At 66.4% G+C, this 21,693-nt stretch carries 16 protein-coding genes and 1 pseudogene; 6 read left to right on the top strand and 11 right to left on the bottom strand.

Features of this window, described 5'->3' with window-relative positions:
• Nucleotides 1-90: 90 nt before the first annotated feature.
• Both AC1Q5S_RS00400 and AC1Q5S_RS00395 read right to left on the bottom strand, forming a co-directional pair.
• Nucleotides 91-2,634, bottom strand: coding sequence for a penicillin acylase family protein (locus AC1Q5S_RS00400; RefSeq protein ID WP_492238234.1), 2,544 nt, complete (start codon nucleotides 2,632-2,634; stop codon nucleotides 91-93).
• A 93-nt stretch (nucleotides 2,635-2,727) separates the two neighbouring features.
• On the bottom strand, nucleotides 2,728-3,657 hold the full coding sequence (locus AC1Q5S_RS00395) for an FHA domain-containing protein (protein ID WP_492238202.1): 930 nt from the start codon (nucleotides 3,655-3,657) through the stop codon (nucleotides 2,728-2,730).
• Between the two features lie 263 nt (nucleotides 3,658-3,920).
• On the opposite strand from AC1Q5S_RS00395, the gene AC1Q5S_RS00390 reads away from it, so the two are divergent.
• On the top strand, nucleotides 3,921-4,268 hold the full coding sequence (locus tag AC1Q5S_RS00390) for a hypothetical protein (RefSeq protein ID WP_303836785.1): 348 nt from the start codon (nucleotides 3,921-3,923) through the stop codon (nucleotides 4,266-4,268).
• Nucleotides 4,269-4,275: 7 nt separating this feature from the next.
• Here AC1Q5S_RS00390 and AC1Q5S_RS00385 read toward each other — a convergent pair whose 3' ends face one another.
• From AC1Q5S_RS00385 to AC1Q5S_RS00365, 5 genes are all read right to left on the bottom strand, one after another.
• A complete protein-coding gene (locus AC1Q5S_RS00385) occupies nucleotides 4,276-5,253 on the bottom strand; it encodes an LD-carboxypeptidase (RefSeq protein WP_492238201.1) in 978 nt (325 codons plus the stop codon).
• Nucleotides 5,254-5,319: 66 nt separating this feature from the next.
• Nucleotides 5,320-6,711 carry a tRNA adenosine(34) deaminase TadA gene (gene tadA, locus AC1Q5S_RS00380; RefSeq protein WP_492238200.1) on the bottom strand — a complete coding sequence of 464 codons (1,392 nt, stop codon included), beginning with the start codon at nucleotides 6,709-6,711 and terminating at the stop codon, nucleotides 5,320-5,322.
• Between the two features lie 65 nt (nucleotides 6,712-6,776).
• Nucleotides 6,777-7,028, bottom strand: a complete 252-nt coding sequence (locus AC1Q5S_RS00375) for a hypothetical protein (RefSeq protein ID WP_422202706.1) — start codon at nucleotides 7,026-7,028, stop codon at nucleotides 6,777-6,779.
• A gap of 1 nt (nucleotide 7,029) precedes the next feature.
• Nucleotides 7,030-7,671 carry an FMN-binding negative transcriptional regulator gene (locus AC1Q5S_RS00370; protein WP_422202707.1) on the bottom strand — a complete coding sequence of 214 codons (642 nt, stop codon included), beginning with the start codon at nucleotides 7,669-7,671 and terminating at the stop codon, nucleotides 7,030-7,032.
• Nucleotides 7,672-7,747: 76 nt separating this feature from the next.
• Complete coding sequence (locus tag AC1Q5S_RS00365; protein ID WP_303836778.1) at nucleotides 7,748-8,899, bottom strand: branched-chain amino acid ABC transporter substrate-binding protein; 1,152 nt, start codon at nucleotides 8,897-8,899, stop codon at nucleotides 7,748-7,750.
• Between the two features lie 225 nt (nucleotides 8,900-9,124).
• Here AC1Q5S_RS00365 and AC1Q5S_RS00360 point away from each other — a divergent pair, with 225 nt between their 5' ends.
• The 4 genes from AC1Q5S_RS00360 (at nucleotide 9,125) to AC1Q5S_RS00345 (ending at nucleotide 16,354) form a co-directional block, all read left to right on the top strand.
• The gene (locus tag AC1Q5S_RS00360; protein ID WP_492238199.1) at nucleotides 9,125-11,128 is read left to right on the top strand and encodes a peptidase U32 family protein; all 2,004 of its coding nucleotides are present in this window, start codon (nucleotides 9,125-9,127) and stop codon (nucleotides 11,126-11,128) included.
• A 97-nt stretch (nucleotides 11,129-11,225) separates the two neighbouring features.
• Nucleotides 11,226-12,260 carry a sodium:calcium antiporter gene (locus AC1Q5S_RS00355; RefSeq protein WP_303836774.1) on the top strand — a complete coding sequence of 345 codons (1,035 nt, stop codon included), beginning with the start codon at nucleotides 11,226-11,228 and terminating at the stop codon, nucleotides 12,258-12,260.
• Nucleotides 12,250-14,952 carry a cation-translocating P-type ATPase gene (locus tag AC1Q5S_RS00350; RefSeq protein WP_303836772.1) on the top strand — a complete coding sequence of 901 codons (2,703 nt, stop codon included), beginning with the start codon at nucleotides 12,250-12,252 and terminating at the stop codon, nucleotides 14,950-14,952. The genes AC1Q5S_RS00355 and AC1Q5S_RS00350 overlap by 11 nt, the downstream gene beginning before the upstream one ends.
• Before the next feature lie 118 nt (nucleotides 14,953-15,070).
• Nucleotides 15,071-16,354, top strand: coding sequence for an O-acetylhomoserine aminocarboxypropyltransferase/cysteine synthase family protein (locus AC1Q5S_RS00345; protein WP_303836770.1), 1,284 nt, complete (start codon nucleotides 15,071-15,073; stop codon nucleotides 16,352-16,354).
• A gap of 108 nt (nucleotides 16,355-16,462) precedes the next feature.
• On the opposite strand, the gene AC1Q5S_RS00340 is transcribed toward AC1Q5S_RS00345, so the two are convergent.
• Nucleotides 16,463-16,996 carry an anti-sigma factor domain-containing protein gene (locus tag AC1Q5S_RS00340; RefSeq protein ID WP_303836768.1) on the bottom strand — a complete coding sequence of 178 codons (534 nt, stop codon included), beginning with the start codon at nucleotides 16,994-16,996 and terminating at the stop codon, nucleotides 16,463-16,465.
• 200 nt (nucleotides 16,997-17,196) lie between these two features.
• Here AC1Q5S_RS00340 and AC1Q5S_RS00335 point away from each other — a divergent pair.
• Nucleotides 17,197-18,063 (top strand): annotated as a pseudogene (locus tag AC1Q5S_RS00335) (NYN domain-containing protein); the annotation flags it as partial.
• Between the two features lie 352 nt (nucleotides 18,064-18,415).
• Here AC1Q5S_RS00335 and egtB read toward each other — a convergent pair.
• The 3 genes from egtB to AC1Q5S_RS00320 all read right to left on the bottom strand — a co-directional run bounded on the left by egtB (nucleotide 18,416) and on the right by AC1Q5S_RS00320 (nucleotide 21,561).
• Nucleotides 18,416-19,663 carry an ergothioneine biosynthesis protein EgtB gene (gene egtB / locus AC1Q5S_RS00330; RefSeq protein ID WP_303833534.1) on the bottom strand — a complete coding sequence of 416 codons (1,248 nt, stop codon included), beginning with the start codon at nucleotides 19,661-19,663 and terminating at the stop codon, nucleotides 18,416-18,418.
• Nucleotides 19,664-19,689: 26 nt separating this feature from the next.
• Complete coding sequence (gene egtD / locus AC1Q5S_RS00325) at nucleotides 19,690-20,607, bottom strand: L-histidine N(alpha)-methyltransferase (RefSeq protein ID WP_303833533.1); 918 nt, start codon at nucleotides 20,605-20,607, stop codon at nucleotides 19,690-19,692.
• A 363-nt stretch (nucleotides 20,608-20,970) separates the two neighbouring features.
• Entirely contained in the window at nucleotides 20,971-21,561 is a 591-nt protein-coding gene (locus AC1Q5S_RS00320) for an OmpW/AlkL family protein (protein WP_303833532.1), read from the bottom strand.
• Nucleotides 21,562-21,693: the final 132 nt, after the last annotated feature.

Genomic DNA, 21,693 nt, shown 5'->3' with positions numbered 1-21,693 from the left:
TGGCCGCATGATTCCCTCACATGTTGAGTGCTGCCGCACGGGTCAGCCTTGCCGGATTCGCAGCCAAAGACTTCGGGGCTCAACAGACCCCTATGGCGCAGGAACCAGCCGCAGGTCGTGCCGCATGTGCGCGGGCTCGCGCTGCAAGTGGCGGTAATCCGCCTGCACCCAGGTGGCGCGCATGTCGCGGTAGCGCGGCGAGAACACCAGCCCGCTCTGGCCCGTCTGGTAGATGAACCGGGACTGCTCCAGATCGGCCAGGTCATACACCGCCCGCAGCGAAGCCGCATGGCGGTTCACAAAGGGATTTTTGGCGTCGCCCGCGTTGTACTGGCCCACGTTCACCGTGTAGGCATCACCGGGCGAAGGCACGCTCACATCAAAGTACGGCGCCAGCAGGGCCACGTTACCCAAAGGCCTGTGGCTGCTGAGCGCGGGGTGGGCGTCGCCCCAGCGCCACCGGGCCGGGTCGGCGCCGTGGGCGGCCTGCAGGCGATCGAGCGCGCGCGCCAGCGCGGCGCTTGACTGGTCGGCACACGACAGGGGCTGGCACCACCAGGCATCGTTGCGCTCCAGAATGCCCTCCAGGGCAGCACGGTAGTCACGTTTGCCATAGGTGGCTTTGAAACGGTTGTCGCCCACACGGGGAGCGATCACACCCCGCACCAGCTCATCTGCCCAGGCCGAAAACACCAGCGGCGCAGCCCGGCTGGCGTCCATCACCCCGTCAAAATCACGCAGCAAGGCCTGCACGGCGGGCGCCAGCGGGTGCTGCGTCGCAGCCTTGCGCAGATGGGGCAGCAGCCGCTGCGTGGCCAGCGACAAGGCATCCGCCTGAATCGCCTGCATGCCGGCCGCATCATGCCGGGGGGTGGCCGCTATCAGCTGAGCAATACGGTCATGGCGGTAGGGCAAGACCCAGTCTTGCGTGAGGTAGTGCGGATAGCCGGGCGCGGTAATGCGCTGGTTGGCAGTGGCCACCCAGCCGCTGCGGCCATCATCCTCGGGCGTTTGGGCAGAAGGCAGCCAGCCTTGCCAGTCGTAGCGCGCATCCCAGCCGGGCGACGGCGCGATGCCACGAATATCGTTGTCGGCATGGCGCACGGGCACCTTGCCCATGGCCTTGAAGCGGATGTTCCCCTGCACATCGGCGGCCACCACGCTCTGCATGGGCGAGTGGTAGGGCTCCAGCGCCTGGAACAGTGCGTCCACCGACTGCGCCTGGTTGCTCTGCAGGCCGGCGAGCACCGTCTGGTTGTCGGCATCGAGCGCGCTCCAGCGCAGCGCGAGCACGTATTTGCGCAAGTCCAGCACCTCGGCATGCGACTTTTGCACGTCGCTCAGCACCGGGCCATGGCGGGTGGCGCGCAGCGGCAGCACGACATCCGGTTGCCCCTTGACGCGAATGGTTTCCGTGCGCAGCGTAAAAGGCCGCCAGCCATCGGGCGTGCGGTATTGGGCAGGGTCGGCGGGGTTGATCTGCTCCAGGTACAAGTCCTGCACATCGGGGCCGGTGTTGGTGAACCCCCAGGCCACGCTGCCGGTGCGCCCCAGCACCACAAAGGGCAGCCCTGGCAAGGTGGCACCGACAGCGTCGATCGCACCGATGGGGGTGCCATCTGCAGCCGCACCCGCCGGTGCCTGCAGCCGCGCGAAATACCAGATGGCCGGCGCACTCAGGCCCAGGTGCGGGTCGTTGGCCAGCAGGGGTTTGCCACTGACCGTGCGCGAGCCCGCCAGCACCCAGTTGTTGCTGCCCTTGCCTTCGGATGTGCCCGCATTGCGCGTGAGGTCCTGCGCCCAGGCCAGCATGCCCTGGCTGATCTCGTGCGAAAACACGCCCCCCGCGGCCTCTTGCGGCCCGGCGCCCGTCGCCACGGGCTTTTCACCCCCGCTGTCTGCGGGCGCAGAAGGCGCCTGCGCATCCCGGTAGATGCCCAGTTGCCGGTACAGCGATGCCAGATCGGCAGATGCAGCGGGTGGCTCGCCCGGATAGGGCGGCATCAACTGCCACAGGCGCCCGGTGTCCAGCGTTCTGGCCACGGACAGGCGGGCAAACTCGTTGCCCCAGTTACCGCCCAGGTCCAGCGCCATCATCAACGCCCAGGCCACGCTGTCCTCGGGCTCCCAGACCGCGCCGGTGGTACCGCCGGGCTTCACCCCCAGCACATGGAACTCGGGCGGCAATGCCTGCGGCAGGTTTTGGTGGAATGCATGAATGCCCTGGCTGTAAGCCTGCAACGCATCGCGGGCGTGGGCGGGCAGCCCGGCATATTGCTTGCGTGCATGGCCCATGATGTCGAGCGCGCGCATGAGCTTGTCGGTCTCCAGCGTGGCGGGCCCGAAGACTTCGGAAAGCTCGCCGTGCATCACGCGGCGGTTGAATTCCAGTTGCCAGGTGCGCTCTTGCGCATGCACGTAACCCATGGCGAACCACGCATCCTGCGCAGACTGCGCGCGGATGTGCGTGACATCGGCAGCGTCGCGCTGCACGCGGACCCCCTCGCGCAACCCGTTCAGCACGATGCGCCCGTCCAGCGCCGGAAAAGCACGCTGCACATACAGGGTGACGCCGGCCCCCGCCAGCAAGGCCGCTGCCACCCCTGCGACGATTGCACGCTGTAACCACACCATGGTGCCTGTCTCCTCGATCTTGTGGTGAAAATGGGGCGCGTCGTCCAGTGCGGCGCAGCCGATCCTGGCGCCCCTGGCGAGGCACATGCCTGCTCAACCCAGGTGGGCGTTGCCTCCGGCCACATGGAATTTGATGATGGGTGCACTCGAATTAGCGAACGCCCCCCCCAGGGCCATCTCGCCGATGCCATGCAGGATGCAGGCATCGCGGCGCAACTGCACGGGAACATCGCTGCCATCAAAGCGCACCCAGGTGCCAAAGCTGCTCATATCGGTCAGTACAAAGCCGCTGTTGTGCCAGTCGATGCGCGCATGCAGGCGCGAGACGCGCGGGTCGTTGATGCACAACCGGGCATCGGTGGAGCGGCCAATCTGCACGGGCACGTCGGTCGAGGCAAAAGACCGGTCGATCCCGTGCCACGAAAACTGGATCTGCCCCAGGATCGAGTCCACGGGCGCGAAGTGGCTGGCCAGCGTGGCCTGCATGGTCAGCGAGTCTGGTTCTTCGTTCTCGCGCCACTCAACCTGGTAGAGCATCAGCATCTCGGCCTTGCCGCGGATTTCCATCATTCCCAGCTTGCGGTACCACACCGAGGGCGCGGCACCCGACAGCAGCACCGCGGCCTCCGTGGCCCATATCTCGGCGGGCCCGGCGCGCTCGCACAGGCGGGAGGCGACGTTCACGGCATCGCCGTAGCAATCGCCCTCCACATCCACCACCTCTCCGCTGGCCACGCCCACCCGGATGCCCATGTACAGCGGATGGGGCCAGCGGCTCACCCGCTCCTGGTGTCCGCGCAACATGGCCGCCGCAGCGGCAACAGCACTGGCTGCGTCACCAAAAATGGCCAGGACACCGTCTCCCAAGTATTTGACGATGCGCCCATGATGGGCCTCTGTCGTGCCGCCGATCCAGTGGGTGACCTGGGTGACGACCTCGGTGGCACGCTCATTGCCCAGGGTTTCATACAACGACGCGCTGCCTGAGATATCCGCAAACACAACCGTCGAAAACACACTCATGGACACAAGCCTTTCATTGCCAATGCTTGGAGCAGTCTAGTGCATGCCACTCGCCAGCGCACGCTCTAAATGGCATAGCACCTGTCTCATACACGCAAACGGCCCACCTCCGATCGTCGCGCTGGCTCCCACGTCGGTGAATTGAAATAAAAGGGCGCAGTCTGTTGTCTTTATACAAAAAAAGGAGCACGCCCCTTGCGCGCCGTCTCGCTCCCGCGTAACTTGACCTGACCTGCCACTCTCAGACATTCCTGCAATTCTTCATGCGCTGGAACAAGCCCAATCTTCGCAGCAGCCTGCACGGCCTTCTGGGCCGCGATGCTCCAGCATCGACAGCCTGGGTGCGCAACCAGGACCTCGAAGATATCCGGTACGCAATGATCCAGTGCCTGGCGGGACTCAGTGGCAGTGACGTCGCCCGCCTGAACATGCGGCTGCGCTACGCAGGCGACATAGAGGCGCTGTGGTACCTGCGCAGCGATTTGCTCGCCGTGCTCACTCCACTGCGGGGCGAGGCACTTGCCCATGCCACGCTGGCCCAATTGACACTGCTGTTTCAAGGGCAGCTTCCCCGCGCGCTGGGCGGGGCACCCAAGCCCACCCACCTTTGACCGGCCCTCAGTGCTGGTGTCCCCAGTACAGCAGCGCATCGCGGTCTTCCACCGACAGCGACACCTTGGCCCCTACTGGCAACACCACCTTGGTCTGCACATGCCCGAAAGGCAGGTTGGTGAGCACGGGCGCCTTGATCTGGCTGCGCAGCCAGTCCACCACCGATTGCAGCTTGAAGCCCTTGTCGTGGGGCGCCAGCTTGTAGTTGGTGAACTGGCCCAGCACCACCGCCTTTTGCTGCGCCAGGATGCCCGCATGCAGCAGTTGTGTGAGCATGCGCTCGATGCGGTAGGGGTGCTCGCCCACGTCCTCCACGAACAGGATGCCGCCACGCACCACAGGCAGGTAGGGCGTGCCCACCAGGCCGGTGAGCACGGCCAGATTGCCCCCCCAGAGCGTTGCGTTTTTCACATACAGGTCCGGCACTGCGGGCTGGCCGTCGGGCTGCGGTTTTTCTCGCGCCATGCGCCAGCCCGCACCCTCGCCGTGGCCCGTGAGCAGATCGTCGAAGCAGGCCAGCATGATGTCGTCGGGCTCACCCTCGACGCCAAAATCACTGAGCAGACCGGGGCCGGCCCAGGTCACGGCACCGGTCTGCGCCAGCACGGCTGTCTGGAACGCCGTGAAATCACTCAGGCCTACGAATTTCATGCCAGCGTCTATGGCCTTGGCCACCGCCTTGTAGCGGATGCCCGGCAGGATGCGCGTCAGGCCATAAGACCCTCGCGTGATGAGCGCCACATCGGCGCCACTGGCCGCCGCGCGGTGGATGGCGGCCAGGCGCGTGGCATCGTCGCCGGCAAAGCGGGTGTGCACGGCCTGGGCGTCGGAGTCCACTTCCACCTCATGGCCCATGGCTTTCAGGCGTGCAATGCCCCGCTGGAAGGCGGCCTTGTCGCGGATGGAGCCGGCGGGCGAGTAGATGTAGATGTGCTGGGGGCCGTGGTCGTGCGCGCAATGCGACGGGTCGTGGTGGTGGGGCAAAGCGTTCAGGCCAACAAGCGGCCTGCTCCGTAAGAAGGGGGGTGCACCGCCTAAAGGGTGATGCCATCAGGAAGAGAAGTATTCCACAGCCTGCGCAGCAAGGGCCTGGCCGTGCTCGGGCACGAAGTGCCCTGCCTGCGGCAGCACGATGGGCGGCGGGCAGCCACGGATGCCGCGCTGCAGCGCCTGCACGACGGGCAAACCGAAAACGGGGTCTTGCGCGCCCGCCACCGCCAGGCTGCGGCCCTGCCAGTCGTGCTGCCAGAAGCTTCGCGCTGCCCGGGAAGCGTCAGCACCCTCTGCATCGGGCTGATCCGGCACCCGCATGGAAAATGCGCGCAGCGCGGCCCGGTAGCCGCGGTCGGGAAACGGCGCATCGTAGGCCGCACATTCACCCTGCCGCAGATGCGGATTGCCGCGCGCCAGCAGGCGCCCCACGCCGAACAAAGGCTTTTGGGCGCACAGCGCGCGCCACTGCACCAGGCCCGGTGGCAGTGGTGCATCGCCCGTGGCCAGCCAGGTGTTCATGGCCAGCAGGCCCGCAAAACGCCCGGGCATGGCCATGGGCAAGGTCAGGCCCAGCATGCCGCCCCCGCCCTGCACCACCAGCACGATGTTGTGCAGATCAAGACGGTCGATCAGTTCCAGCAGCACCTGGCGGTGCCATGCGAAATGGTGAAAACCATCCTTCTTGGGTTTGTCGCTCTTGCCAAAACCGATCAGGTCAGGCGCCACCACGCGATCGCCCGCCGCCAGAAACACGGGTAGCATGTGGCGGTAGAGATAGCTCCAGGCCGGGTCGCCATGCAGGCACAGCCAGGTGTGCGGTGCCTGCACGGGCCCCTCGTCCAGGTAGTGCATGCGCAACCCCGCGAGGCTGGGCAGGTCGCTGAGGTAATGCGGCGCCCAGGGGTAATCGGGCAGATGGGCAAAGGCCGCTTCGGGCGTGCGCAAGGCATCGTCGCGCAGCGGATGCTGCGCCAGCGCCTCGGCGCGCTGCTGGGCGCGCCGGCGGCGAAAGAACGCGCTCAGCAGCGCGCCGCACTCGTGCGCCAGCACCCCGCCCTGCACCTGCGTTTGGTGGTTGATGGCCGCATGCCCGAAGAGGTTGAGCACCGAACCCGCAGCGCCGGTCTTGGGGTCTGTGGCCCCAAACACCACGCGCGACACGCGCGCATGCAGCATGGCGCCGCTGCACATGGCGCAGGGTTCCAGCGTGACGTAGAGCGTGCAGCCATCGAGCCGGTAGTTGCCCAGCAGCTGTGCCGCGGCCCGCAGCGCCACGATTTCGGCATGCGCGGTGGGGTCGTGCCCCTGCACCGGGGCGTTGCGGCCCGTGGCAATCACCTGGCCATCCTTCACCACGACAGCCCCTACCGGCACCTCGCCCGCCAGTGCAGCGGCCTGCGCTTGGGCCAGTGCCTGGCGCATCCAGTGCTCGTCTTGTTGCAACTGCATTGCTATATAAGTAATAGCTGCTAGCGCTTTATGAGTATGCGCTGCAGGCCATTTTTATTCAAATATTACCTGGAATCGTCGGGCATGGGCCGGGCCTGCTGCATGAGCCCTTCCACCTGCTGCCTGACCTGTTGCTGCACCTGCTGGCTTTGCGCGCGCACCGTGCCTGCAGGCGCCGGGGCGGCTGCACCGCCGGGTTCTGCCGGCAGTTGCAGCGACGGCACCGGCGTGCGCGTGGCCGCCAGCTGCTTCTTGGCCAGCACCCCCACTATGGCCAGCGCCACCACCAAGCCCACCCATCCAAAAACAGCACGCATCTCAGACCTCCGGGTTGTGCGCGGATCCGGGCACCATGCCCAGCCGCTCCATCCATTGCGCCAGCGCCCGGGCATCGGCATTGCCTTGCCGGTACTGCGCGTACAGGGCGGCGTGGGATTCGTGCCGGTGCTGGTTGAGCTTGAGCTTGCACTGCAGATCCAGCACTTCGAGCTCGAATGCCACGATGCCCGCCAGCATCTTGTGGGCGAATTCCTCGCCCAGGGCGCGCCACTGCGCGGCATAGGACGGCTCATGGTCACCAATCAGCTGCTTGAGCAGCGCATCCTTGGCGGCGGGCTCCTCGACCAGGGTCGCCTGTACGCGGCAGTGCACGGCCAGGTAGTTCCATGTGGGCACCCGGGCCAGATCCGGGTACACCGAGGGCGAAAGATAGGCCTGCGGCCCCAAGAAGGTGACCAGGGCCTGGGGCCTCGCCTGCAGGTAGCGCCAGTGCGGGTTGGGCCGGGCGCAATGGCCCAGCAGCACCAGGGCATCACCGCGCTGCTGCACATGCAGCGGCAAATGAGTGGCGAAGGGAAAACCTTCGTTGTCATTGGAAATCAGGCTGGCCAGCGGGTGCGCGCGCATCAGTGCGCGGGCATGGGCCGGGTCGTGCGAATGGAACTGGGGCGGCAGGTACATGGGGCCTCACTGTAGTGGCAAACCCCCCGGAAAGCACCGGGGAGCCCCGGCACGTCCCGTGCACGTCAACCGCGCGTCAGTTCAGCGGCACGCGGCTGCCATCCTTGTAGGTGTAGAGCGTGACGGCAGGCGCGGCCAGTTCACCCTTGGCAATGAAGCTGATGTTGGCCGTCACGCCCTTGTACTGGGTCTTGCTCAGGAAAGGGCCGTACACCACGGGGTCCACCGAGTTGGCGCGCTTCATGGCATCCACCAGCACCATGGCGGCGTCGTAGGCGTAGGGGCTGTAGATCTGGAACTGGCCGGGGAACTTGGCGTCGTAGCGTTTCTTCCAGTCGCTGCCGCCCTGCATCTTGTCCACCGATGCGCCGCCGGTGGCGCAGGTCACGTTCTTCACGGAACGCGACTTGCCGGCCAGCTCGGGCAGCTTGGGCGTGCACAGGGCGTCACCACCAAAATATTTCACATCGCCCAGGCCCAGTTGCTCCATCTGGCGCAGCATGGGGCCCGCTTGCGCATCCAGGCCACCGTAGAAGATGCCATCGGGCTTCTTGTTCTTGATGGCCGTGAGAATGGCCATGAAGTCGGTGGCCTTGTCGTTGGTGAACTCCTCGCCCACCACCTTCAGGCCTTTTTGCAGGGCCGTGGCCTTGAACACCGAGGCCACGCCCTGGCCATAGGCCGTGCGGTCGTCAATGATGGCCACGGTCTTGAGCTTGAGGCTGTCTGCCGCAAACAGGGCCAGCGCGGCGCCCAGGGCGTTGTCGTTGGCGATGAGGCGGAAGGACGTCTTGTAGCCGGGCTTGGTCAGATCAGGGTTGGAAGCCGATGCCGTGATGTGCGGCAGGTCGCATTTGTGGTAGACCGACGAAGCGGGAATGGATGTGCCCGACTGCAGGTGGCCCACCACACCGGCCACCTTCTGGTCGCACAGCTTTTGCGCCACGGCGGTGGCCTGGCGGGGGTCGCCGGCGTCGTCCTCGGCGGCGATCACGAACTGGATCTTCTTGCCACCAATGACCAGGTTCTGCGTGTTCAGGTCGTCCACGGCCATGCGCACGCCGTTTTCGGTGTCTTTGCCGATGTGGGCAATGCCGCCGGAAACCGGGCCGGCATGGCCGATCTTGACGGTTTGCACCTCTTGGGCCAGCGTGGCGCCACAGGCCACAGCCAGGGCGGCGGCGGCCGTCCATTGCAGGGAAAAACGCAGGCGGAAAGCAGACAGCATGGCTCAATCTCCATCAAATATAAGAAGTACGCAGCCTTCAAGGGTGCGAAAAACCCCGCATCCTACGCCCGCGCCCAGCCACAGGCAGTCCATTAGCAATAGAGCATGAATTTTTCATGCTTATTAATTTCACTAATGAAAAAGGTACACCTCCCTCCATCCGAGCAGCACCCACGGATGCGCGGAAACACCACGCCCAGCAGCCAGCGCTGGGATAATCGCCCCATGTCCTTGCTGCCCCACCAGATCGAGTTGCTCTCCCCCGCCCGCGATGCAGCCATCGGCATCGAGGCCGTCAACCACGGCGCCGATGCCGTGTACATCGGCGGCCCCGCCTTTGGCGCCCGGGCCGGTGCGGGCAACGACCTCCGCGATCTGGAGCGCCTGATCGCGCACGCCCACCGCTTCAACAGCCGCATCTTCATCACGCTCAACACCATCCTGCGCGACGACGAGCTCGAAGCCGCCCGCCAGATGGCCTGGCAGGTCTACAACGCCGGGGCCGATGCGCTCATCATCCAGGACATGGGGCTGCTCGAAATCGACCTGCCGCCCATCCAGCTGCACGCCAGCACCCAGACCGACATCCGCACGCCCGAAAAAGCGCGTTTTCTGCAGGACGCGGGCCTGTCGCAACTGGTGCTGGCGCGCGAGCTGACCGTGCAGCAGATCGCCGCGGTGCACAAGGCCCTGGGCCCGGTGGATGCGCCGGGCCGCGCCCACATCGAGTTCTTCATCCACGGCGCGCTGTGCGTGGCCTACAGCGGCCAGTGCAACATCAGCCACGCCCAAACCGGGCGCAGCGCCAACCGGGGCGACTGCAGCCAGGCCTGCCGCCTGCCCTACCAGGTGACCGATGCCCAGGGCCGCTTCATCGCGCACGACAAGCATGTGCTGTCAATGAAGGACAACAACCAGAGCGACAACCTGCGCGCCCTGATCGACGCGGGGGTGCGCAGCTTCAAGATCGAGGGGCGCTACAAAGACATGGGCTATGTGAAGAACATCACCGCCCACTACCGCACGCTCATCGACGCCATCCTGGAGGAGCGCGAGGCCTCGGGCCATCCGCTGGCGCGCTCATCGAGCGGGCGCACCCGGTTCACCTTCACGCCCGATCCGCTGCAGAACTTCAACCGCGAGTTCACCGACTACTTCGTGACCGGCCGCAAGGACGACATCGGCGCCTTCGACAGCCCCAAGAACCCCGGCCAGGCGATTGGCTGGGTGACCAAGCTCGGCCCCGACTTTGTGGAGCTGGAGGTGAGCGACCCCGCCACCGTGCTGCACAACGGCGACGGCCTGTGCTACCACGACCTGCACAAGGCGCTGATCGGCATGGCCATCAACCGGGCCGAGCCGGTGTCGGCCCGCAGCGTCGGCCAGTGGCGCGTTTACCCCAAGGACCCGATGGAGGGATTCAAGGATCTGCGCAAGGGCACCGAGGTCAACCGCAACCGCGACATGGACTGGGTGCGCACGCTGGAGAAAAAGTCCAGCGACCGGCGCATCGGCCTGTGGGTGCAACTGGCCGAAACACCCGAGGGCTTGACCCTCACGCTCACCGACGAAGACGGCTACACCGGCAACGCGCGCGTGGCACACGCACACCAGAGCGCCACCGATACCGCCAAGGCCGAGGCATCGCTGCGCGAGCAGCTCGGTCGCTTTGGCGCCAGCATTTTTGTGGTGAACGACATTGCGCTGCAGCTCTCGCAGCCCTGGTTCGTGCCCGCCTCGGCGCTCAACGCCCTGCGCCGCGAAGCACTGGAGCATCTGGAAGCAGCGCGCGCCAAGGGCTTTGTGCGCCTGCCGCGCGCCACACCGGCCGAGCCGCCAGCGCCCTACCCCGACGACACGCTGAGCTTTCTGGGCAACGTGTTCAACCACAAGGCGCACGACTTCTATGTACGCCATGGCGTGAAGGTGATCGACGCGGCCTACGAGGCGCATGAGGAAGAAGGCGAAGTCAGCCTCATGATCACCAAGCATTGCGTGCGCTTCTCGATGAGCCTGTGCCCCAAGCAGGCCAAGGGCATCACGGGCGTGCAGGGCACCATCAAGGCCGAACCCCTGATGTTGATCAATGGCAAGGAGAAGCTGACCTTGCGCTTTGACTGCAAGCCCTGTGAAATGCATGTGATGGGCCGCATGAAGCGCCATGTGCTGCAGCAGACGAGCGAATCCCCCGTCAAGTTCTACACCACCCGCCCCCAGCGCCCCGCCTGACTCTGCGGGGGACTGGGCACCAGGATGCAAAGCCCGTGACCCAGCGATTTTCCATCACGGCAGCCACGCCCATCGCCCCTCGCCAGGGCGTGACCCCATGAGTGCGCCCGTCTGGGCCTGGCTGCAATTCATTGCCTGCGCGGCGCTCATCGGCGCAGCGGGTTTCCAGCTCTCCCGCTACGGAGATGCCATTGCGCGACATACCGGGCTGTCCGGGAGCTGGATCGGGTTGACGCTGGTGGCCAGCGTCACCTCGCTGCCCGAACTGGCCACGGGCATCACCAGCGTGACCATTGCCCAGGCCCCCAACCTGGCCGTTGGCAATGCGCTGGGCAGTTGCGTGCTGAACCTGGTTTTCCTTGTGTGGATCGATCTCATCTACCGCCGCGCACCCGTCTGGAGCCAGGCAAGCAAAGGCCATGTGCTGGCGGCCGCCTTTGGTGTGGTACTGCTGGGCTTTTTGCTCATGGGCCTGCTCATCGGCCAACTGGGCCCTCATGCGGACTCCCCGGGCGCATCCCGGGCATCGGTCTGGGGCGTGGGGCTGATGACGCCCGTGATGCTCATGCTGTACCTTATCGCCATGCGCACCCTGTTTGCCTACGAGTGCTCGCATCCCGACACATCCGCCGCAGCAGATACCCCTCCCTCACTGCCACTGCGCCACGCCCTGGTGCGCTTCGTCCTGGCCGCATCGGTGGTGGTGGGCGCCGGCCTGTGGCTGCCCTTCGCCGCCGTGGAACTGGCCAACACCATGGGCTGGAATCGCAGTTTCGTGGGCAGCCTGTTCGTGGCCATGGCCACCACGCTGCCGGAACTGGCGGTCACGCTGTCGGCACTGCGACTGGGCGCTCTGGACATGGCCATTGGGAACCTGCTGGGCAGCAACCTGTTCAACGTGACCATTGTTGCCGTGGATGACTTTTTCTACCGGCCCGGCGTGCTGCTGTCAGATGTCTCGCTGGTCCATGCGGTTACCGCCGGTTCAGCCATCGTGATGACCGGGCTTGCACTGGTAGGGCTGTTCTTTCGCCCGCGCGACCGGGTGTTGCGCGCCGTGGGCGCTGTCAGCCTCGGCTTGGCGGCCGTCTATCTTCTCAACACCTACGTGGTCTTCCTTCATGGCGCCTGAAACCAGTCTCCCGTCCGGCATTCCGCCGCCAGCCAATGCCCACCTGCGTGACGCCCAGGAACTCGCCCAGGTGTACCGCGTCAACCCCCACACCGGCCTGCACGATGACGAGGCCACGCAGCGCGCCATGCAGCACGGTGCCAACGAATTGCAGGACCACGCGCAGCGCAGCCCCCTGGCGCTGCTGGCCGACCAGTTCAAGGACTTCATGGTGCTCGTGCTGCTGGCCGCGGCAGTGGTCTCCGGCGTGATCGGGGACCTTACCGACACGCTGGTCATCCTGGTCATCGTGGTGCTCAACGCCATCATCGGCTTCGTGCAGGCCTGGCGCGCCGACCAGGCCATGGCGGCACTGCGCCAGCTGGCAGCGGCGCACGCCACCGTGCTGCGCAACGGCGCGATCCAGGTGGTTCCCGCCACGGTGCTGGTGCCGGGCGACATCGTGCTGCTGGAAGCGGGCAACCAGATACCGGCCGACCTGCGCCTGATCGAGATCGCGCAGCTGCAGGTGGATGAATCGGCCCTCACCGGCGAATCGGTCACCGTCGCCAAGCAGACCGAGGCCCTGGCCGCGCAGGACGTAGGCGCCCTGGGCGACCGCACCAACATGGCCTTCAAGGGCACTACCGCCACCCACGGCCGGGCGCGCGGGCTGGTGGTGGCCACCGGCATGCACACCGAGCTGGGCAAGGTCGCCAAGCTGCTCGACACCGACGACCGCAGCACCCCGCTGCAGCTGCGCCTGGCCGCGTTTGGCAAGCGGCTGGCCATTGGCGTGCTGGGCATCTGCCTGGTGATCTTCGTGGTGGGGGTGCTGCGCGGCGAGGCCCCGCTGCTCATGGCTCTTACCGCCATCAGCCTGGCCGTGGCCGCCATCCCCGAGGCCATGCCCGCCGTGGTCACCGTGCTGCTGGCGCTGGGCGCGCGCCGCATGGTGGCCGTCAATGCACTGGTGCGGCGCCTGCCCTCGGTCGAGACCCTGGGATCGGTCACCACCATCTGCTCGGACAAGACCGGCACGCTCACGCAAAACCGCATGCACGCCGAGCTGCTGCTGGCCCACGGCACGCGCTGGGTGCCCGGCGACCCCCTGCCAGGCCCGGCCCACGCCGAGGCCCTGCGCGCCGCCGCGCTGTGCAACGACGCCACGCGCCAGGCCACGGGCGACGACCACCCCACCGGCACCCACTGGCAGGGCGACCCCACCGAGACCGCGCTGGTGCTGGCCGCGCACGCGGGTGGGCTGGACAAGGCCCAGCTCGACACCGCCTGGCCGCGCGTGCAGGAGCAGCCCTTTGACTCCGACCGCAAGCGCATGACGTCGTTCCATCGGGACAGCCAGGGGTTCGTGGCCTACACCAAAGGCGCCCCCGAATCGGTGCTGCCCTGCTGCGCCACCCACTGGACGCCCGACGGCACCGCCGCGCTGCACAGCGACACGGTGCTGGCCACCGCCAACCAGTTGGCCGCCCAGGGCCTGCGCGTGCTGGCCCTGGCGCGCCGCCACCATGCGCGCCTGCCGGACACCAACGACATCGACGCCGTGGAAAGCCAGCTGGAGCTGCTGGGCCTGATCGCCCTCATCGACCCGCCGCGCCCCGAAGCCCAGGCCGCCGTGCGCGACTGCATCAGCGCAGGCATCACGCCCGTCATGATCACGGGCGACCACCCCGCCACCGCACGGGCCATTGCGCACCGGCTGGGCATCGTGCCAAGCGCCGACGCGCCCGTGCTCACCGGCGCCGACCTGGCCCAGCTGGACGACGCGGCCCTGCGCGCGCGGATCGAGCAGGTGCATGTGTATGCCCGCGTGGACCCGGCGCAAAAGATCCGCATCGTCGAGGCATTGCAGGCCCAGGGCCATTTCGTGGCCATGACGGGCGATGGCGTGAACGATGCCCCGGCCTTGAAGCGCGCCGACATCGGTGTGTCCATGGGCAAGGGCGGCACCGACGTGGCGCGCGAGGCCAGCAGCCTGGTGCTGCTGGACGACAACTTCGCCACCATCGTGGCGGCGGTGAAGGAAGGCCGGCGCATCTACGACAACATCCGCAAGTTCGTGCGCTATGCCATGACCGGCAACTCCGGCGAGATCTGGACCATCTTTCTCGCGCCCCTGCTGCTGCTGCCCATTCCGCTGCTGCCCATCCACATCCTGTGGGTCAACCTGGTGACCGACGGCCTGCCCGGCCTGGCCCTGGCGGCCGAACCCGCCGAGCGCGGCATCATGCAGCGCCCGCCCCGCCCGCCGAATGAGAGCCTGTTCGCCCAGGGCATGTGGCAGCACATCCTGGGCATGGGCCTGCTGATCGCCGGCCTGTGCCTGGCCGTGCAGGCCTGGGCCCTGCACACCGGCCATGCGCACTGGCAGACCATGGTGTTCACCGTGCTCACGCTGGCGCAGATGGCCCATGTGATGGCCATCCGCTCCGAAAGCGAGCCGCTGTGGCGCCTGGGGCTGGCCAGCAACCGGCCCCTGCTCTATGCCGTGCTGCTCACGTTCCTGCTGCAGATGGCCACCATCTACGTGCCGTTGCTCAACCCCATCTTCCGGACCGAACCGCTGAGCCTGGGCGAACTGGGCATCTGCGTGGCCGCGGCCCTGGTGGTGTATGGCGTGGTCGAGCTGGAAAAGGCCTGGCGGCGCCAGCGCAAGGCCGGCGGCAGCGCCGTGGACGACCCCACTCCATAGCCCCATAAGCACATAGCGAACGATTCGATGGGTGCCGGCAGCGGCCGGTGCAAGAATGCGTGCTGGCGCCGCGACTTTGCGCGCCATCGACAACCTTCAACGACAGAGAGACCGTCCCATGCACATCGAAACCCTGGCCGTCCACGCCGGCTACCAGCCCGACCCCACCACCAAGTCTGCCGCCGTGCCGCTGTACCAGACCGTGGCCTATGCGTTCGACAGCGCCCAGCATGGCGCCGACCTGTTCGATCTGAAGGTGCCGGGCAACATCTACACGCGCATCATGAACCCGACCACCGACGTGCTGGAGCAGCGCGTGGCAGCGCTCGAAGGCGGCGTGGCCGCGCTGGCCGTGGCCTCGGGCATGGCGGCCATCACGGCGGCCATCCAGACCATCGCCGAGACAGGCGACAACATCGTCTCGGCCAGCACGCTGTATGGCGGCACCTACAACCTGTTTGCCCACACCTTCCCGCAGCAGGGCATCGAGGTGCGCTTCGCCGACCCGCGCGACCCGGCCAGCTTTGCCAAGCTGATCGACGCACGCACCAAGGCCGTGTTCTGCGAATCCATCGGCAACCCGCTGGGCAACGTGACCGACATCGCCGCGCTGGCCCAGGTGGCGCACGACCACGGCGTGCCGCTGATCGTGGACAACACCGTGCCCAGCCCCTACCTGTGCCGCCCCATCGAACACGGCGCCGACATCGTGGTGCACGCGCTCACCAAGTACATGAACGGCCACGGCAACAGCATCGGCGGCATCATCGTGGACAGCGGCAAGTTTCCATGGGCCGAGCACAAGGAGCGCTTCAAGCGCCTGAACGAGCCCGACGTGAGCTACCACGGCGTGGTCTACACCGAGGCGCTGGGCGCCGCCGCCTTCATCGGCCGCGCGCGCGTGGTGCCGCTGCGCAACATGGGCGCGGCCCTTTCGCCGTTCAACGCCTGGCTCACGCTGCAGGGCATCGAAACCCTGCCGCTGCGCATGGACCGCATCTGCGACAACACGCTGGCGCTGGCGAAATTCCTGCAAAGCCACCCCAAGGTGGAATGGGTGCGCTACGCGGGCCTTCCCGACCACGCCGACCACGCCGTGGCGCAGCGCCAGATGGGCGGGCGCGCCTCGGGCATCCTGAGCTTTGGCCTGAAGGCCAGTGACGCAGACCCGCGCGCGGCAGGCGCCCGCTTCCTCGATGCGCTGGGCCTGTTCACGCGCCTGGTCAACATTGGCGATGCCAAGTCGCTGGCCACGCACCCGGCCTCCACCACGCACCGCCAGCTCAACCCCGCAGAGCTGGCCAAGGCGGGGGTGAGCGAGAACATGGTGCGCCTGTCGGTGGGCATCGAACACATCCACGACCTGCAGGCCGACCTGGTGCAGGCGCTCGACAAAGTCTGAGGCAGCACCCACCGCGCGGATCGCACTGCGCGGTGGGCGAACAATTGAACCATTTCAGGCTATGGCGCTTATGCAAAAGCGCCATTAGCTATATTTCAATAGCAAATCTCAGAGGGCTTTCTTGACCAGCGCGCCCTTGAACAGATACGGCAAGCGGGGCCCGCGTTCTTCGGCGACTCCGCCCTTGTCTTCCACGCTGATGGCCAGCTCCCGCACCCCCGCCAGCGCGGCGGTGGCAGTGGGCAGTTGCAGTGTTTTGTAGGCACTGGTGACCACGCCCAGCGAACGCGGGGGCTTGTCGCCCTCCAGGGCCCACAGCTGCATGCTGTCGTCGCGCCCCTCGCGCACTTCGTTCAGGCGCTGCAATTGCAGCACGCTGCCCTGCACGTCGGCAGTGACCAGCAAGGCCGGCAGCTGTTTATCGTCGAGCAGCACTGACAGGTACTGCACCTGGGCCACCGCGCTCACCTTGGCCTGCAGGTGCGCAATCTGGGCCTTGAGCTGTTCGAGCATGCTCGCGCTGGCCGCCCAGGCGATCAGCGCAACCACCATCAGGAAAATGGCCAGCGCCCGCCACCACGCGCTGACGCCACGGCAGGCGGGCGTGGAGGAAGTCGGTGCGGTGGTCGGGGTATCGGGCATGTCGGAATTCTTGGGTGCAGCAAAGAGGGGCAGTATGCCCGCGCCCACCGCTCTGCCCGGCCCATGCCGAAGCCGAAGCCGAAGCCGAAGCCGAAGCCGAAGCCGAAGCCGAAGCCGAAGCCGAAGCCGAAGCCGAAGCCATTCACGGTGTGCCGCAGTTTCCGTGTGATGATCCGGCCAGCAACGTTCACGGAAAAACCATGGCATCCCCCACCGACAACATCAGCATGGCACTGTTTTGCGACTTCGAGAATGTCGCACTGGGAGTGCGCGACGCCAAATACGACAAGTTCGACATCAAGCCGGTGCTCGAACGCCTGCTGCTCAAGGGCTCCATCGTGGTCAAGAAGGCCTATTGCGACTGGGATCGCTACAAGGGCTTCAAGGCCACGATGCACGAGGCCAATTTCGAGCTGATCGAAATCCCCCATGTCCGCCAGTCGGGCAAAAACTCGGCCGACATCCGCCTCGTGGTGGACGCGCTCGACCTGTGCTACACCAAGTCGCACGTCAACACCTTCGTGATCATCAGCGGTGATTCGGATTTTTCTCCGCTGGTCTCCAAGCTGCGCGAAAACGCCAAGCAGGTCATTGGCGTGGGCGTCAAGCAGTCCACCTCGGACCTGCTGATCGCCAACTGCGACGAGTTCATTTTTTACGACGACCTGGTGCGCGAGAGCCAGCGCGCACAGGCGCGGCGCCAGCCGTCCGATGCGGCGCCCGTGGCCCGGCGCTCGCCCGAGGAAGAGCGCCACCGCAAGGAAGCGCAGGAGGCGCGCCGCACCCAGGGCATCGAGCTGGCCGTGGAGACCTTCGATGCCCTGCTCTCCGTGCGGGGCGACAGCGGCAAGATCTGGGCGTCCGTGCTCAAGGAAGCCATCAAGCGCCGCAAACCCGATTTCAGCGAAAGCTATTACGGTTTCCGGGCCTTTGGCAACCTGCTGGAAGAAGCCCAGCAGCGCGGCCTGCTGGAGTTTGGCCGCGACGAAAAATCGGGCGCCTACGTGTTTCGCAGCACGGGCAACACCAGCGCCGCCCCGGCGCGGCCCGACGCGACGGCAGAGCGGCCGCTGACCAGCTATTTCCGGCAGCCAGCACCTGCCGCAGCGCCGCCTGCCGAAGTGGCAGAGCCCGCACCGCCAGCTGCCCCTGCGCGCGGCCGTGGCCGCGCCCGCAAAGCGGCAGCGCCCACCGCCAAAGCAGCCGCAGAACCCACCGCAACCGCGGCTCCCGAAGCACAGGCGGTGCCGCAAGTGCCTTCCAGCGCATTGCCGCAGGCCACAGCGGAAAATGATCCACCGAAACCCCAAAAGGCCCCTGCCCGGCCCCGCCGACCGCGCAAGCCGCCCGAAGGCAGCACCACCCCGTAATGCGGGTCGGAGCCGCAGCTTGCGGCCACAGCGCCCCGTCACGCGCGCCTCAGCCCATGTCCCTGGCCAGCCGCACGCCCGCAAACTGCCAGCGCGCCGTGGCCGGGAAAAAATTGCGGTAGCTGGCGCGCGCGTGGCCTGGCGGTGTGGCGCACGAGCTGCCGCGCAGCACATACTGGTTCACCATGAACTTGCCGTTGTATTCGCCCACCGCACCTTCTGCCGCCCGAAAACCGGGGTATGGCGCATAGCTTGACTGCGTCCACTGCCACGCCGCGCCCACCAGCTGCTCCAGGCCTGTGCCCCGGGCTGTGCGGGGGTGCAGCAGCTCGCCTGGGGCCTCGCTGGCAGCCGCGTCTGCGAACACCGGTGCCGCGGCATGCTCCCATTCGGCCTCGGTGGGCAGGCGGGCACCCGCCCAGCGCGCATAGGCGTCGGCCTCGAAATACGACAGGTGCACCACAGGCTGCGCACCCTGCAACGGCCGCAGCCCGGCCAAGGTGAACTCGTGCCAGGTGGAACCGTCGCGCTGCCAGTACAGGGGCTGCTCCAGCCCCTGGGCCGCGCGCCAGTCCCAGCCTTCGGCCAGCCAGTGGGCGGGGTCGCCATAGCCGCCATCGTCCACAAACGCTGCAAACTCGGCATTGGTGACCAGGCGCGATGCCAGTGCGTATGGCTGCAGATACACCGGGTGGCGCGGGCTCTCGTTGTCAAACGCAAAGCTGCCGCCCGCATGGCCAATCTCGGCCAGCCCGCCGGCCCACGGATGCCAGACCAGCGGCGGTGCGGCCGCGCCGTCAACGGCCACGGACTGCACCGGGCGGTAGGCCGGGTGCATCGGGTTGCACGACAGCAGGTGCTTGATGTCGGTCACCAGCAGCTCCTGGTGCTGCTGCTCGTGCTGCAGGCCCAGCTCCACCAGCGCGCACAGGGCCGCGTCGTGCACCAGCGTGGGCAACAGGTGCTGCATGCGCGCATCCACATCGGCCCGGTACGCCAGCACCTCGGCCATCGGAGGGCGTGTGAGCAGGCCGCGCTGGGGCCGCGGGTGCCGGGCGCCCACACCGTTGTAGTACGAGTTGAACAAGACCCGGAATGCGGGTTCAAACGGCGCAAAACCGCTCTCGTGCGCCTCCAGCACAAAGGTTTCAAAAAACCAGGTGGTGTGGGCCAGATGCCATTTGGCCGGACTGGCGTCGGGCATGGACTGGGCGGTGCAGTCTTCGGGCGACAGGGGCTGCACCAGGCGGGTGGTGTGGCGGCGCACTTCGGTGTAGCGGGAAATCAAGGGATGCATGGCCAGACAGCGCTCCATCAGAGGGTTCAGGGGCGGGCATGCACCACGGCAAACCAGCCCTGATCATCGGTCCATGCCTGCGCACGCGAAAAACCCGCCTGGGCCAGCAGGGCGGTGAACACCGCAAGGGGGTATTTGTAGCTGTTTTCGGTATGGATGCGCTCGCCGGCCCCAAAGCAGCGCTCGCCGCCCGGCCAGCGCACGCGAATCGGATCGAGGGCCTCCAGGTGCATCTCGATACGCGACGCCTCGCGGTTGAAGAAGGCGCGGTGGGCCCACTGCTCTTCCACAAAGTCACTGCCGATCAGGCGGTTCAGGTGCGTGAGCACGTTGCGGTTGAAGGCCGCCGTGACCCCTGCGGCGTCGTCATAGGCGGCTTCGAGCACCGCCACCTCCTTGGGCAGATCGATGCCGATGAGCAAGCCGCCGTCGCTGTCCACCAGCGCGCGCATGTGGCAGAGCAGTTCAAGCGCATGGGGCGGATCAAAGTTGCCGATGGAAGAGCCCGGATAGAACACCAGGCGCCCCGCCCGGGGAATGTCGGCGGGCAGCACAAGGCCCTGGGTCATGTCGCCGCCCACCGCCCGCGCGTCAAGCCCCGGCATGTCGGCGCGCAGGCGCTGCACGGCCTCTTGCAAGAAATCGACCGAAATATCCACCCCCACAAAACAGGCGGGGCGCACCTGGCGGCACAGCACGCGGGCCTTCTCGCAGCTGCCGGCGCCCAGCTCGATCACCGTGCGCACGGGGCCCAGCTGTTGGGCCATGTCGGCGGCATGGGCCTGCATCAGGGCATTTTCGGTGCGCGTGGGATAGTACTCAGGCAGGCGGGTGATGGCCTCGAACAGCAGCGAGCCGCGCTGGTCGTAGAAATATTTGGGGGAGATGCGCGCGGGGCGCTGGTTCAGGCCTTCGGTGATATCGCTAGGGTGGGTGGGGTGCATGGCGGTGGGCGTCGGGCATCGGGGTGTGAACGATGCCACAGGCTACTCCCACTGCGTTCATCGCAGGTGACAGCCTGCAACGACAGGCCACGCAGGAATGCACCCACACGCAAGCGTACCGGCCAGCCTTTCCATGACAAGGCCCGATGCAATTTCATGGATTCTTGGCTGTAGCGCAATCCCACAAGCACCAACAGCTATTATTTATATAGCACTCAACCATCAGAATCCAAAGCCAACCGGCTCCTGCATCGTTGATGGCCGGCGAAAATCGCTCCCTCAAGAAAAAGGCCGGCGCAGGCGCCAGCCCTTTTCACCTGGGAGTCAGGTGATGCCAGGCGCCGCGCAGGCAGCGCCTTCGCATCAGAAGCGCCAGCCGAGACCCACGCCCACCAGCACGGGATCGACCTTGAAGGTGCCTGCCTTGGCGCCGCCAGCGAACACATCGGTCTTGATGTAGACCTTCTTCACGTCGAAGTTCAGCGACAGGTTCTTGGTGAGCGGAATGTCCACGCCCACTTGCAGGGCGCCGCCCCAGCTGTTGCGATCGATGTCCACGCCAGCAGGCAGGTTCAGGCTGGAAAAGCGCGTGTAGTTGACACCGGCGCCCACATAGGGCTTGAAGCCGGGGGCATCAAAGTGGTACTGCAGCAGCAGCGAAGGTGGCAGGTGCTTGAGGGTGCCAATGTTGGTGCCGTTGGAACGCACGTCGTGCTTCTGGGGCACCGTGAGGACCAGCTCGGCGGCCACGTTCTTGTTGAAAAAGTACGTGATGTCGACTTCAGGAATCGTCTTGTTGTTGACCGACAGGCCCAGCCCCGTGCTGTCCTTGTTGGCGCTGTCCAGATGAACGGCGCGCACGCGCACCAGCCAAGGGCTTTCGGCCTGCTGCGCAAAGGCAGCGCCAGAGGTCAATGCACACAGAACGGCGACAGCCAGCAGATTTTTTTTCATACAGAACTCGATGCGGTTGAACGGGGACGACCCCCGTACCGCAATTGAGCCTGTTAGCAAAATGGTCAACCTTGCCTCAGGTCAAAATCCTGGTAGTTACCCTGAGCGTGGTGCGGCACACGCACCCCGGCA

It is taken from the genome of Acidovorax sp. GW835-FHT14B10, from assembly GCF_058793725.1.
This window is presented reverse-complemented; position numbering and strand designations above follow the sequence as displayed.